This is a genomic window from Shinella lacus (genome assembly GCF_010994755.1).
Lineage (GTDB): Bacteria > Pseudomonadota > Alphaproteobacteria > Rhizobiales > Rhizobiaceae > Shinella > Shinella lacus.
In genome coordinates this window covers 35,125-49,197 of the sequence record NZ_WHSB02000004.1, presented here as the reverse complement: position 1 = coordinate 49,197, position 14,073 = coordinate 35,125, and the positions used below count along the sequence as shown (strand labels likewise).

General features: G+C 65.9%; 8 protein-coding genes. 4 read left to right on the top strand and 4 right to left on the bottom strand.

Going from position 1 to position 14,073, the window contains the following annotated elements:
- Window positions 1-25: 25 nt before the first annotated feature.
- The 3 genes from GB927_RS11665 to GB927_RS11655 form a co-directional block, all read right to left on the bottom strand.
- A complete protein-coding gene (locus GB927_RS11665) occupies window positions 26-2,485 on the bottom strand; it encodes an ATP-dependent helicase (RefSeq protein ID WP_256117062.1) in 2,460 nt (819 codons plus the stop codon).
- 102 nt (window positions 2,486-2,587) lie between these two features.
- Window positions 2,588-3,001 (bottom strand): carboxymuconolactone decarboxylase family protein, encoded by a 414-nt coding sequence (locus GB927_RS11660; protein WP_256117061.1) that lies wholly within the window; start codon window positions 2,999-3,001, stop codon window positions 2,588-2,590.
- Window positions 3,002-3,049: 48 nt separating this feature from the next.
- Window positions 3,050-3,871, bottom strand: coding sequence for a cyclase family protein (locus GB927_RS11655; RefSeq protein ID WP_256117060.1), 822 nt, complete (start codon window positions 3,869-3,871; stop codon window positions 3,050-3,052).
- Between the two features lie 299 nt (window positions 3,872-4,170).
- Here GB927_RS11655 and GB927_RS11650 point away from each other — a divergent pair, with 299 nt between their 5' ends.
- The 4 genes from GB927_RS11650 to GB927_RS11635 all read left to right on the top strand — a co-directional run bounded on the left by GB927_RS11650 (window position 4,171) and on the right by GB927_RS11635 (window position 13,847).
- Window positions 4,171-5,340: an efflux RND transporter periplasmic adaptor subunit gene (locus GB927_RS11650; RefSeq protein WP_256117059.1), complete on the top strand. Its 1,170-nt coding sequence runs from the start codon at window positions 4,171-4,173 to the stop codon at window positions 5,338-5,340.
- A complete protein-coding gene (locus tag GB927_RS11645) occupies window positions 5,340-8,495 on the top strand; it encodes an efflux RND transporter permease subunit (protein WP_256117058.1) in 3,156 nt (1,051 codons plus the stop codon). The genes GB927_RS11650 and GB927_RS11645 overlap by 1 nt, the downstream gene beginning before the upstream one ends.
- A gap of 87 nt (window positions 8,496-8,582) precedes the next feature.
- Window positions 8,583-10,004 carry an FAD-binding oxidoreductase gene (locus tag GB927_RS11640; protein ID WP_256117057.1) on the top strand — a complete coding sequence of 474 codons (1,422 nt, stop codon included), beginning with the start codon at window positions 8,583-8,585 and terminating at the stop codon, window positions 10,002-10,004.
- Between the two features lie 57 nt (window positions 10,005-10,061).
- A complete protein-coding gene (locus GB927_RS11635; protein WP_305111454.1) occupies window positions 10,062-13,847 on the top strand; it encodes an AsmA family protein in 3,786 nt (1,261 codons plus the stop codon).
- Here the strand turns inward: GB927_RS11635 and GB927_RS11630 are convergent.
- The gene (locus GB927_RS11630) at window positions 13,840-14,064 is read right to left on the bottom strand and encodes a ribbon-helix-helix domain-containing protein (protein WP_256117053.1); all 225 of its coding nucleotides are present in this window, start codon (window positions 14,062-14,064) and stop codon (window positions 13,840-13,842) included. The genes GB927_RS11635 and GB927_RS11630 overlap by 8 nt on opposite strands.
- Window positions 14,065-14,073: the final 9 nt, after the last annotated feature.

Genomic DNA, 14,073 nt, shown 5'->3' with positions numbered 1-14,073 from the left:
AGGCAGGGCCGCTCTTATGGCCCCGTCATTTCCTTTCGACGAAACCGTCCAGCACGCGTTTCTGTCCGGCGCGGTCGAAGTCGATCGTCAGCTTGTTGCCCTCGATCGCCGCGACATTGCCGTTGCCGAATTTCAGGTGGAAGACCCGGTCGCCGACGGCGAATTTCGACGGTTCGCTCGTGGTCGATTTCGCCACCAGCTCCCCTTCGATCATGCGCGAGCGCGGGCCGCTCTCGCCATAACCGACGCGCTCGACGGCGTGGCCGGAGCGCGAGCCCCAGTTGTCGCGCGTGGCTTCCGTGCGGTTCGCCTGGGCGCGGCGCCAGCCGGGCGTCGAATAGGCGTTCTGGAACGGCTCCTGCTTGTCGAAGCGCGACTGGCCATAACCGCCGCGGCCGTAACCGCCATAGGACTGTTCCACCTCGGCCACTTCCACATGCGCTTCCGGCAATTCGTCGAGGAAGCGGGAGGGCAGCGTCGATTGCCAGAGGCCGTGGATGCGGCGGTTGGAGACGAACCAGATATGGCAGCGGCGTTTTGCACGCGTGATGCCGACATAGGCGAGGCGGCGCTCCTCCTCCAGCCCCGAGCGGCCGCCCTCGTCGAGTGCGCGCTGGTGCGGGAACAGGCCTTCCTCCCAGCCGGGCAGGAAGACCGTCTCGAATTCGAGGCCTTTTGCCGAGTGCAGCGTCATGATCGAGACGGCGTCGAGCTCGGCATTCTGCTCGGCATCCATGACCAGCGAGACGTGGTCGAGGAAGCCGCGCATGGATTCGAAGGCCTCCATCGAGCGGATCAGTTCCTTGAGGTTGTCGAGGCGCCCCGGGCCTTCCGCCGATTTGTCGGCCTGCCACATGGCCGTATAGCCGCTCTCGTCGAGGATCTGCTCGGCAAGGTCGGTGTGCGGCATGGTCTCCAGGAGCGACTGCCAGCGGCGGAAATCCGTGACGACGTCGAACAGCGCCTTGCGGGCCTTCGGCTTCAGCTCGTCGGTCTCGATGATGTCGGATGCGGCGGCGAGCATGGGGATGTCGCGGGCGCGCGCATAGTCGTGCAGGTTGCGGATCGTCGTGTCGCCGAGACCGCGCTTCGGCGTGTTGACGATGCGCTCGAAGGCGAGGTCGTCGGCCGGTTGGCTGACCAGGCGGAAATAGGCCATGGCATCGCGGATTTCGAGCCGCTCGTAGAAGCGCGGGCCGCCGATGACACGGTAGTTGATGCCGAGCGTGACGAAACGGTCTTCGAACTCGCGCATCTGGAAGGAGGCGCGCACGAGGATCGCCATGTCGTTGAGCTTGTGCTTCTGGCGCTGGAGCTGCTCGATCTCCTCGCCGACGGCGCGGGCTTCTTCCTCGGAATCCCAGGCCGCATGCACGACGACCTTGTCGTCGTCAGGATCCTTGCGGTCGGTGAAGAGCGTCTTGCCCAGCCGGTCCTCGTTATGCGCGATGAGGTGGCCGGCAGCGCCGAGGATATGGGCGGTCGAGCGGTAGTTGCGCTCCAGCTTGACGACGCGGGCGCCCGGGAAATCCTTCTCGAAGCGCAGGATGTTGTCCACCTCCGCGCCGCGCCAGCCGTAGATCGACTGGTCGTCGTCGCCGACGCAGCAGACATTCTGCGGCGTGCCCTTTTGGCGCTGGGCGAGCAGGCGCAGCCACATATACTGGGCGGTGTTGGTGTCCTGATACTCATCGACGAGGATATAGCGGAATTTCTGGTGGTATTCGGCCAGCACATCCGGATTGGCGCGGAACAGGCGGATCGGGTGCAGCAGCAGGTCGCCGAAATCGCAGGCGTTCAGCGTCTTCAGGCGGTTCTGGTAGGCGATATAGAGTTCGCGGCCCTTGCCGTTGGCAAAGGCGCGCGCGTCACCCTCGGGGATCTGCGCCGGATCAAGGCCCTTGTTCTTCCAGCCGTCGATCATGCCGGCGAACTGCTTTGCCGGCCAGCGCTTGTCGTCGATGCCCTCGGCCTGGATGATCTGCTTGATCAGGCGCACGACGTCGTCGGTGTCGAGGATGGAGAAATCCGAGCGCAGGCCGACGAGTTCGGCATGGCGGCGCAGCAGCTTCACGCCGATCGAGTGGAAGGTGCCGAGCCAGGGCATGCCTTCGACAGCGCCGCCGACGAGGAGGCCGATGCGCTCCTTCATCTCGCGCGCGGCCTTGTTTGTGAAGGTCACGGCCAGCATCTGGCTGGGATAGGCGCGGCCGGTCGCCAGGATATGGGCGATGCGGGTGGTCAGCACGCGCGTCTTGCCGGTGCCGGCGCCCGCGAGCACCAGCAGGGGGCCGTCTAGCGTCTCCACCGCCTCGCGCTGCTCCGGATTGAGGCCGGAGAGGTAGTCGGGCGTGCGGTGGGCATCGCGGGCGGCCATGGCGCGCGCGGCGATACCGCCCGCCGGCTTTTCCTTTGGCGCCGGGGGCTTTCCGGAAAGCTGCGGGTCCTCGTCGAAGAAGGGAATGTCGTCGTAACCGCTGATCATGCGGCTCAATGTAGTGATTCGGTCTCGAAAGACCAGTTTTCCGTTCTGCTTTTATTCCGCGGGGAAAAACAATGGCCAGAAGATTGTGGAAAGCCGCGCCCTTCAGGGCGTGGCGCGGTCCGCATCGAAGACGGCGTCCACGGGCAGCTGGAGGGCGGTCGCAAGCTGGTTCGTCTTGCCGGCAAGCGAGACGATGGCGAGCAGCTCGGCATATTGCGCATCCGTCATGCCCTTGGCCTTGGCGGCGGCCGTGTGGGAGTGGACGCAGTAGCTGCACCCGTTCGTCACCGAGACGGCGATATAGAGCATTTCCTTGACCAGCGGATCGAGCGTCGAGGGTGTCGCCATCACCGCCTTCACCTCCGCCCAGGTGTGCTCCAGGAGCGCCGGGTCGAAGGCGAGGTAGCGCCACATATTGTTGACGAAGTCGGATTTGCGGGTGGCGCGGATGTCGTCGAACACCGCCCTGACGCGCGGATCGGCTTCGATGTCTTGGGCTGGCTTGACGGTGCTCATGGTTCCTCCGGAAGAAAAGGCCGGCGGGAAAGCCGCCGGCCGATGGGTTCAGGCCAGCGCGAACACGCGGGCAGGGCCGCCCGTACCGCCGCGCACCTTTGGCGCGCCCACGATGAGGGTCGCGCCCTTGGCCGGAAGCTGGTGCAGATTGGCGGCCGCTTCAAGCCCCCAATGGCCTGAGGCAAGCCAGGAATAGTGCGTCGCGAAATCCGGCGAGATGCCGTAGTCGAGCGACAGCGTATCGACCGCGATGCCCACGGCGCTGGAGTTTTCCGCCAGATACTGCACGGCTTCGACGTGGAAGCCGGGGAAGTGCATCTTGCCCTCGGCATCCGCATTGCGGAACTTGTCGGTGCCCAGATGCTTGTCCCAACCGGAGAGCAGCGCCACGCAGGCCTTTTCCGGCAGGTCGCCATTGGCGGCAATCCAGGCCTTGATGTCGTCCGGTGTCAGCTGCGCATCCGCGTTCGCCGCCGCCTTCTCGCGGATGTCGATGACGGCGAGCGGCACGACGAGGTCGGAGACCGGGATTTCGGCGACCGATTTGCCGTCCTCGGAAAAGTGCAGCGGCGCATCGACATGGGTGCCGGTGTGCTCGTTCACCCGCAGTTCGAAGAGATTGAACTTGTGTTCCTTGTAGTTGAACTTCTGCTCGCGCCAGAACTGCTGCTGCCCGAAGAAAGTCGGAAACTCCTCGTAGAGTTCGTGGGTGAGGTCCGTCGCCTTGCTCGGCGCTTGCGCGAGCGCCGGGCTCAGCGCACCGGAGCTGGCAGCCGCAACCGTTGCGGCGCCTGCAGCGGCGGCACGGAAAAAGTTTCTTCTCGAAAGCATGCGGTTCTTGACGGTATCGATGACGCAGGCGTCGCACATGGTTCTTCCCCCTGTCGGTGAATGCGTTGATGAAACAATACTGAAATAAGGCTCGGCCATACTGGCGCAAGAAAGCTATCACACGCACCGGATCGGTCCAGTCACGCGCATGCTCGGATAGGGGGTGGCGAGGGAAGATTTCTCCACCTTTTCTTACATTTCGGTAACAGAACAGACCGCCAATCTTACATTTCGGTAATGATCGTATTCTTTCATTGCCCGTTCATTTGCAAAGCGGGATACTTGGTCTATGTCGCACTGCAACAGGTGACGGTTCGCTTCCATCGGAGACAGATTGCATGCGGGTTTGGAAACAGCTCCTCATAAGCCTCGGCGTCATTTCGGCCGGGGTCTTGCTCTGGGGTCGCTTCGTGCCCGGGGCGAACGACATGCTGGAGGCCGCAGGCCTGCCCGGCACGCTCGTTGCCGCGATTGCGCCGGCCGGTGAAGGCCAGGCCGAGGGAGGCCGCGAAGGCGGCCGCCGCGGCGGTTTCGGCGGTGGGCCGGTGCTCGTCGCCACCAAGCCTGTCGCCATGTCCGTCGTCAACGACCGGCTGAATGCCATCGGCGACGGCGAGGCGATCCGCACCGTCACGGTGACGCCCTATGCCACCGGCAACCTGACCGAAGTGCTCGTCGAATCCGGCGACCGGGTGGAGCAGGGCCAGGTGATCGCCCGCCTCGACAGCGACGAGCAGCGCATCGCCGCCGACCAGGCACGCGTGGCGCGTGAAAGCGCGCAGCAGAAGCTGAAGCGCGTCCAGAGCATCAAGTCCTCCATGAGCGTCGCCGAATTGCAGGATGCCGAGACCGCGCTGAAGGCGGCGGAACTGGTGTTGCAGAATGCCGAGCTGACGCTGCGCCGCCGCGACATCACCGCGCCCTATGGCGGCGTGGTCGGCATCATCTCCGTCAATGCCGGCGATTACGTCACCACCACCACGGCGATCGCCCGCATCGACGACCGCTCGGAAATCCTCGTCGACTACTGGGTGCCGGAGCGGTTCGCGACGAGCATACGCGTCGGCGGCGACGTCTCGGCGACCGCGGTGGCGCGGCCGGGCGAAACCTTCAACGGCAAGGTACAGGCGATCGACAACCGCATCGACCAGGAGAGCAGGACTTTGCGCGTGCGTGCGCGCATCGAAAATCCCGAGGACCTGCTGCGCGCCGGCATGTCCTTCCAGGTGACCATGCAGTTTGCCGGTGATCTCTATCCAAGCGTCGATCCGCTCTCCGTGCAGTGGAGCGCCGAAGGCTCCTATGTCTGGCGCGTCAAGGGCGAGAAGGTCGAGCGCGTGCCGATCCACATCATCCAGCGCAACCCGGACAAGGTGCTCATCAAGGCCGAGATCGGCGAGGGCGACCAGATCGTCACCGAAGGCGTGCAGACGCTGCGGCCGGGTGGTGCAGTGCGCACCGCCGAGCAGGACGGCCAGGTCACGTCCTCCGTGACGGAGGGCACGTAATGTCGGGCGAGGGGAACGGCGTCAACGAATCCGGCAAGGCGGGTTTTACCGCGCTTTTCATTCGCCGGCCGATCTTCGCCCTCGTGCTCAACACGCTGATCGTCGTTGCCGGCCTCGCCGCCTTCAACGGCGTGGAAATCCGCGAACTCCCCTCCGTCGACCAGCCGGTCATCAGCGTCTCGACGGAATTCGACGGCGCTTCGCCGGAAACGGTCGACCGCGAACTGACGGATGTGATCGAAGGGGCGGTCTCGCGCGTCCAGGGCATCAAGGACATTTCCTCGCAGTCGTCCTTCGAGCGCAGCCGCGTCACCCTGCAATTCTCCGACACGACGGACGTCAACCAGGCGGCAAACGACGTGCGCGACGCGCTTGGCCGCGTGGCAAACCAGCTTCCCGATGGCGCGGACGAGCCGCGCGTCGTGAAAGCCGATGCCGATAGCCAGCCGATCATGCGGCTCGCGCTGACCTCCGATACGCAATCGCTCGAAGACCTGACGCTGCTGGCCGAAAACGAGATCACCGACCGGCTCGCCTCGGTGGAAGGCGTTGCCGACGTCGCCGTTTATGGCGACCAGGAGAAGATTTTTCGCGTCGACGTCGATCAGTCGAAGCTTGCGGCGCGCGGCCTGACGGTCGCGGATCTCCGCAATGCGCTGGCGACCGCCGCCTTCGACGTGCCGGCCGGCTCGTTGAAGAGCCAGAGCCAGGACATCACGGTGCGCGCAACGGCCGACCTTGCGACCCCGGCCGATTTCGAGAACCTCATCATCAAGAACCGCGTGCGCCTCGGCGACGTCTCCATGGTGACGATGGGGCCGGACGAGGGCTCGACGGCGTTGCGTTCCAATGGGCGCCAGGGCATCGGGCTTGGCATCATCCGTCAGGCGCAGTCGAACACGCTCGATATTTCCGCCGGCGTGAAGCAGATGGTGGCGCAGTTCGAGACCATTCTGCCCAAGGGCACCGAGATCAAGATCACCAGCGACGACGCCGTCTTCATCGATGGCGCGATCCACGAGGTGGAGATCGCGCTCGTCGTTGCCGTCGTGATCGTCACGCTCGTCATCTATCTCTTCCTGCTTGACTGGCGGGCGACGCTCATCCCCACGATCAGCATGCCGATCGCGCTGATCGGTACGATCGCCGCCATCTACATGGCCGGCTTCTCCGTCAACATCCTGACGCTGCTCGCCATCGTTCTGGCGACGGGCCTCGTCGTGGACGACGCGATCGTGGTGCTGGAAAACATCGTGCGGCGGCGCGCAGAAGGCCTGAAGCCGCGCGCGGCCGCCATCCTCGGCACGCTGGAAGTGTTCTTCGCCGTCATCGCGACGACCGCCACGCTCGCCGCCGTCTTCATACCGCTCTCCTTCCTGCCGGGCCAGGCGGGGCGTCTCTTCCGCGAATTCGGCTTCGTGCTCGCCTTTGCCATCCTGCTTTCCTCCTTCGTGGCGCTCACGCTGTGCCCGATGCTTGCCTCACGCATGCTGACCAAGGATATGTCGCACGGACATACGGGCCTTCTCGCCCGCATAGGCGGCGCCTGCTCGCGCTTTTACCGCTCGACGCTAAGTGCCTGCCTCGGCGCGCCGTTCATCGTCTTCGTCGTTGCGCTTCTCTTCACCGCCGCCGGTGCGACTTCCTTCTTCACCATCAAATCGGAGCTGACGCCAAGCGAAGACCGCTCGATGGTGATGCTGCGCGTGAACGCGCCGCAGGGCGTGTCGCTGGAATATGCGCAGGAGCAGATGAAGCTGATCGAAAACAAGCTTCGTCCGCTCTACGACAAGGGGGAAATCGTCAACATCTTCTCCATTTCGGGGCAGGGCGGTTCCACGAACAGCGGGTTCATGGTGCTCACACTCGCCCAGTGGGACCAGCGCGATCGCACGCAGCAGCAGATCGTACAGGACATCAACCAGGCGGTCGGTTCGGTGCCCTCTGTGCGCGCCTTCGCCATGCAGCCGAACAGTCTCGGCATCCGCGGCGCCGGCAACGGCCTGCAGGTGGCGCTCGTCGGCAACGACTATACCAAGCTCGGCAATGCCGCCGCCGAGCTGGTGCGCAAGATCGAGGACAGCGGCCGCTTCCAGAACGTGCGGCTGAATTACGAAGCGAACCAGGCGCAGCTTTCGGTGACCGTCGACCGCGAACGCGCCGCCGATCTCGGCATCGACATTACCGGGCTTTCGGCCGCCTTGCAGGCCATGCTGGAGGGCACGAGCGTCGTCGACATCTATGTCGAGGGGCAGGCCTATCCCGTAAAGCTCTCCTCGACGACGCAGCCGATCAACGATCCGACGGATCTGGAAAACATCTTCCTCAAGACCGGCGACGGCAAGATCGTGCCGATGTCCTCCATCGCCTCGCTGGAGGAGCGCGCGGTCGCGCCCCAGTTGTCGCGCGAGCAGCAGTTGCGCGCGGTCTCGCTTTCGGCGGGGCTGAAGGATGGTCTGGCGCTCGGCGATGCCCTGACGCTGGTGCAGGACATGGCCGAACCGCTGCTGCCGGAAGGCTCGCGTCTGATGCCGATGGCGGAAGCCGCCACGCTTCAGGAAAATTCGGGCGGCCTCTTCGTCACCTTCGGCTTTGCCATCGTCATCATCTTCCTCGTGCTCGCCGCGCAGTTCGAGAGTTTCGTCAGCGCCGTGATCATCATGGTGACGGTGCCGCTGGGCCTTGCCTGCGCCGTCTTCGCGATGATCCTGACGGGCACGACGCTCAACATCTACAGCCAGATCGGGCTCGTGCTGCTCGTGGGCATCATGGCCAAGAACGGCATCCTGATCGTCGAATTCGCCAACCAGTTGCGCGACCGCGGCCAGGATGTGCGCAGCGCCATCGAGGACGCCGCAAACATCCGCCTGCGCCCGGTGCTGATGACGATGATCGCCACCGTCGTCGGCGCGGTGCCGCTGGTGCTGGCGAGCGGTGCGGGCGCGGAAGCGCGCATCTCGCTTGGCTGGGTGCTGGTCGGCGGCCTCGGCCTTGCGACGGTCGTCACCCTCTACCTGACGCCCGTCGCCTATCTGGTGATCGCCCGCTATACGAGCCCGCATGCGGACGAGGAAAAGCGCCTTGCCGCCGAATTGCAGCATGCCGACGCCCTCGCCAAGGCCGGCAACGGCGCCCTGCCGCAGGCGGCGGAATGAGCCTCTGCGGCCATGACCTGATATTGCGGCTGGACAGCCGGGCGCCAATTTGCTGAGTAAACCCGCACAGGCAGTGAGGGGGAAACGATGGCATTGACGGATATCAGGAGCGGCGCGCGCAACGAGGCGGGCATCGCCGAGGCGCTGGCACGGCTTGCCGATCGTTTCGGCCCGCGGTTCCAGACCGGAGAGGCGATCCGGAGCCAGCACGCGCACACCACCACCTATATCCCCGCCCAGCTTCCCGACGGCGTCGTCTTCGTCGAGACTGCCGAGGAGGTGAAGGCGGTCGTGGCACTTTGCGCGGAGCTGAAGGTGCCGGTCATCCCCTTCGGCACGGGCTCCTCGCTGGAAGGGCAGGTCAACGCGCCGAACGGCGGCATTTCCATCGATTTCAACAACATGAAGCGCGTGCTCGAAGTGAATGCCGAGGATCTCGACTGCACCGTCGAGCCCGGCATCACCCGCGAGGAGTTGAACACTTATCTGCGCGACACCGGTCTGTTCTTCCCGATCGATCCCGGCGCGAACGCCTCGATCGGCGGCATGGCCTCGACGCGCGCCTCCGGCACGAACGCCGTGCGCTACGGCACGATGAAGGACAATGTGCTGGCCGTCACCGCCGTGACGGCGACCGGCGAGGAAATCCGCACCGCCCGGCGCGCACGAAAATCCTCCGCCGGCTATGACCTGACGCGCCTCTTCGTCGGCGCCGAGGGCACGCTCGGCGTGCTCACCTCGATCACGCTGCGTCTCCAGGGCATTCCCGCGGTCATCGCCGGTGGCATCTGCGGCTTCCCGACACTGAAGGATGCCTGCGACGCCGTGATCATGACCATCCAGCTCGGCATTCCCGTCGCCCGCATCGAGCTCGTCAACACGTTGCAGATCAAGGCCTGCAATGCCTATTCGGGCCTGACGCTGCCTGAACAGCCGACGCTTTTCGTCGAGTTTCACGGCAATGCGGAAAGCGTGCGCCTGCAATCGGAAGAATTTGGCGCGATCGCGGCGGATTTCGGCGGTGGTGAATTCCAGTGGACCGCGGATGCCGAGGAGCGCGCGAAACTCTGGAAGGCGCGGCACAATGTCTACTGGGCGGCGAAGGCGCTGCGGCCGGGTTATGCCGTCATCGCGACCGATGTCTGCGTGCCGATCTCGCGGCTTGCCGATTGCGTGGCGGATACCGAAGCCGACATCGAAGAGCATGGCCTGCTCGCGCCGATCGTCGGCCATGCCGGCGACGGCAATTTCCATGTCAGCCTCGTCTTCGACGACAAGGACCCGGCCCATGTGGAACAGGTGGAGGCCTTCGTCGGCCGGCTCAATGCGCGGGCGCTCGCCATGGACGGCACCTGCACGGGCGAACATGGGATCGGGCAGGGCAAGCAGGCTTTCCTGCCGGGGGAGCTCGGCGGGTCGGTTCTCGTCATGCAACAGATCAAGCGGGCGCTCGATCCGGACAACATTCTGAACCCTGGCAAGATTTTTTCGACCCTCTCGGACAATTAGACGTTATCCTTATGTGGTTGAAGGAAATTCGAGGCATGCGGCGTGCTTTCTAGGATCATGCTCTTCGTTGGCGGCCTGGTGGTCGTGGCGCTCTTTGCAGCGCTGCTCGCGCCGCTCTTCGTCGACTGGACGAGCTTTCGGCAGGATTTCGAGCGCGAGGCGAGCCGCATCATGGGCCGCACCGTGGTCGTGCACGGCAGCGTCGATGCGCGGCTGATCCCGTTCCCGTCCGTCACGCTCAACGACGTGCGCGTCGGCTCGCCGGAGGATGGCCGGCCACTGGTCGAGGTCGCGCGCTTCTCGATGGATGCGGAACTGGCGCCGTTCCTGTCCGGCGAGGCATTGATCTTCGACATGCGCCTTGAGGAACCCAAGGCGCGCATCAAACTCTATCAAGATGGCACGCTGGACTGGGCGCGCGGCCGCAAGTCCGACATCCCGGCCCGTACCGTGATCCTGGAAAACGTCGCGATCACCGGCGGCGAGATCGAATTCGTCGACGAACAGACCGGTCGCACACGCCATGTCACCGGGCTCGACGCGCAGGTTTCGGCGAAATCGCTGGGCGGCCCGTGGCGCATTGACGGGCGCGGGGCGCTCGATGGCGAAAGCGGCGCTTTCCAGCTCTCGAGCGGGCAGGTGGAGAACGGCGCGCTGTCGCTGCGCGCCCGCATCGTGCCCGACCGGCTCGCCTTCAACGCCGATCTCGAAGGCGCGATCAAGGTCGCCGACTTCCGCCCGCTTTACGACGGCAATTTCACCGTCTCGGAAAAACCGCGCCCGAAGGGCGAGGGGCCGGCCGATCCGATCCGGGTGACGGGCAAGTTCGAGCTTTCCAACGAGCGCATCCGCGTGCCCGAATACCGCCTTGAAGCGGGGCCTGCCGCCGATCCCTATGTGGTGACCGGCGAGGCGACGCTCGACACCGGCCGCAAGCCGGAATTCCTGTTGATTGCTGACGGCCAGCAGATCGACGTCAACCGCATCGGCAATAGCGGCGAGACCGGCAAGACCGGCCGCGACCCGCAGATGTCCGCCCGCCAGCGGCTTCAGGCGCTGCTGGCGATCGCCGCCGATATCCCCATCCCGCAGGTGCCCGGCCGTGCCAGCCTGTTCCTGCCGGCCGTGGTGGTCGGCGATACGACGGTGCGCGAAATCCGCCTCGACGTGAAGCCGGACGGCGATGGCTGGCGGATCGAGCGGGCGGATGCGATCCTGCCCGGCCGCACCGCGCTGGAGGCCAAGGGGCGGCTGATGCTGCGCGAAAACCGCGGCTTCGTCGGCGACCTGCTGATCGCCTCCAACCAGCCCTCGGGGCTTGCCACGTGGCTCGCCGGCTCGGTGGACCCGGAAATTCGCAAGCTGAAGACCGCCGGCTTTTCCGCGCAGGTGAACCTGACCGACGAGTTGCAGCGCTTCGAAAACCTAGAAATCGCCATCGGCGGCGCCTCGCTGACCGGGCGGCTGGAGCGGGAATCCCGGTCGGACGCGACACCCGCGCTGTCGCTGGAACTGCGCGGCAACGAGGTGCAGCTGGATTCGCTGCGTGCCCTTGTCGGCCTCGTCGCCGGCGATGCGTCGTTGACGACCGTTCTCGACCATTCCATAGCCCTCGACTTGACGGCGGACCGGTTCCTCGCTTTCGGTGAAAGTGCGACGGATGTGAGCGCTGCGCTCTCGGTGAAGGACGGCCTCCTGACGCTCACCCGCCTCAACGTCGCCTCGCTCGAAGGCGCGACGCTCTCGGCAAGCGGCACGCTGGGCGGCTCGCTCGCGGCTCCGAGCGCGGGCCTTGAAATCCGGCTGAAGGCGGCGGCGATGGAGCCGGTCGCGGCCCTTCTGGCGCGGCATCTGCCGGCCCATCCGCTGCTGTCGCGCTTCGTCGCCAATGCCGGCTATTACGACAATGCCGATCTCGCCGTTCGCGCCGCCGTGTCCGGCGAGGCGGGCAGCCCGGCGACGATCAGCGTTTCCGGCCCCGTCAACGAGGGGCGGGTCGAGTTCAAGCTTTCCACCGCCACGCCCGCCGATCTGCTGCTGGGGCGCAATTTCGAGCTGGATGGCAGCATCTTCAACCCGCAATCCGTCGTGCTTGCCGGCCAGGTCGGCCTAGATCCGTTGCCCTTCGACGCCGATCCGGACGGCAGCGTCACCTTCCGCGTGACCCAGCCGGAAGACGGCGCGGCGACCGTTTCGGCGGCGTTCAAGGCGGGCAGCACGTCGATCTCCGCCAAGGGCACCGCAGCACTTTCCGCCGAGGATTTTCTCGCCGGCACGCTCGCGATTTCGGCCAAGAGCGACGATATCGAGCCCTATCTGATGATGAACGGCATCGCCGTTCCGCAGGCCGGCGCAGGCCTGCCGCTGACGGCGCAGGCGTCCGTTGCAACCAATGCGCAGGCGATCGCGATCACCGACATAACTGGCGAGGCCGATCGCAACACCTTCTCCGGCAACCTGACGCTTGATCGCGCGGCCGCCACGCTGAAGGGTGCCGGTGCGCTACGCTTCGATACGGTGGATTTCGCCTTCCTGGCGGAGGCCATTGCCGGGCCGGTGAGCGATGTCCTCGAAGGCGGGCTGAATGCCGCGCCGCTGGTGCAGCCGCTCCAGGATGCGGCCGATATTTCCGTGGCGCTCGAAGCCGGCGCGTTCTGGCCGGGGCTTTATGGCGCTGTCGAAGGGTTCAAGGCAAACCTCGTCTGGAAGGGCGGCGAACTCACGATGACCGACATGGCCGGTGACTGGCTCGGCGGCAAGCTCTCCGGCCGCGTCAAGGTTGCCAATGCCGAGGAGAACGGCCTGTTCGAAGCGCGTACAGAACTTGCGGGCGTCGACCTGTCGAAGATCGTCTGGGCCGGGCCGGAAGGGGCGGCTGCGACGGGCAAGGCGGATGTGACGCTCGCCGTCGATGCCTCGGGCAAGAGCGTGCGCACGATGGTCGAGGGCGCCAGCGGCTCGGGCGAGGTGCGGGTGTCCGATCTCGTCCTGCGCGGGCTCGATACCGGCGCGCTGCCGTCGCTTCTGGCGGAAGCCGATCGCATCGAGGGCGACATCACGCAGGAACGCGTGGCCGGTTTTGCGTCGAACGCCATCCTGAAGGGCGAGGCGGTGCTGGGCGCGGTGCGCATCCCCTTCGCGCTGGCGGGCGGCAAGCTGCGTGTCCAGAGCGTCGCGGCCGAGGACGGTAAGGCGGGGCTTTCGGGCGACGCGGATATCGATCTCGCCGGTGATACCATGACGGGGCGCCTCTCCGTCACCTACAAGGCGGGCGAGGACGCGCTGGCCGGCGCCGAGCCGGAAGTGGCGCTTTCCTATCGCGGCCTCGTCGAGGCGCCGGGCTTCGAGCTCGATGTGCAGCCGCTCGCCAACTACCTTTCGCTGCGCCGCTTCGAGACGGAGCGCCGGCGGGTGGAGACCTTGCAGGCCAATGTGCTGGAAAAGCAGCGCCTGCGGCGCGAGGCGGCGCTCTACCGCTCGCGGGCGGATGCGCGCGCCGCACTTGCCGAAGCGATGCGCCTGCAGGTCGAGGAAGAGACGCGGCGGCGTGCGGAGGCGCGTGAACGCGCCGAGAAGGAGCGCACCGCCCGGGAGGCCGCCGAAGAGGCCGAGCGCGCGCGCCGCAAGGCCGCGGACGACGCCCGCCTCCTGCTGGAGGCGCAGGAAGAGGCTCGTCGCCTGGCCGAACAGCGGGCAGCGGCCGAGGCGCGCAAGGCGGAAGACGAAGCGGCGCGGCGGCGCCTGCCGGTAAACCCGGAAGAGGGCGTCGAGCGGGGCGGCGAACTGCCGCCGCTGGAGGGCGGGCAAAGCCTGAACTTCGACGCGCTGCCGGGCCTCAATTAGCGGCGCCGGCCTTTTCCTTCAGCCATTCCAGCACATGCAGGCGCAGCGCCGAGGAGAGGTTGCCGTCGACACCGCGGCCGTCGTCGATCTCGCGGATGAGGGCGGCGACGGGAATACCGCGCGCATCGGCAATGGCCCTCAGCTCGTCGTGAAAGGCCGGTTCGAGCGAGAAGCTCGTGCGGTGGCCGTGCAGCGTGGTGGAATATTTGCGGATCATGCCCATCCT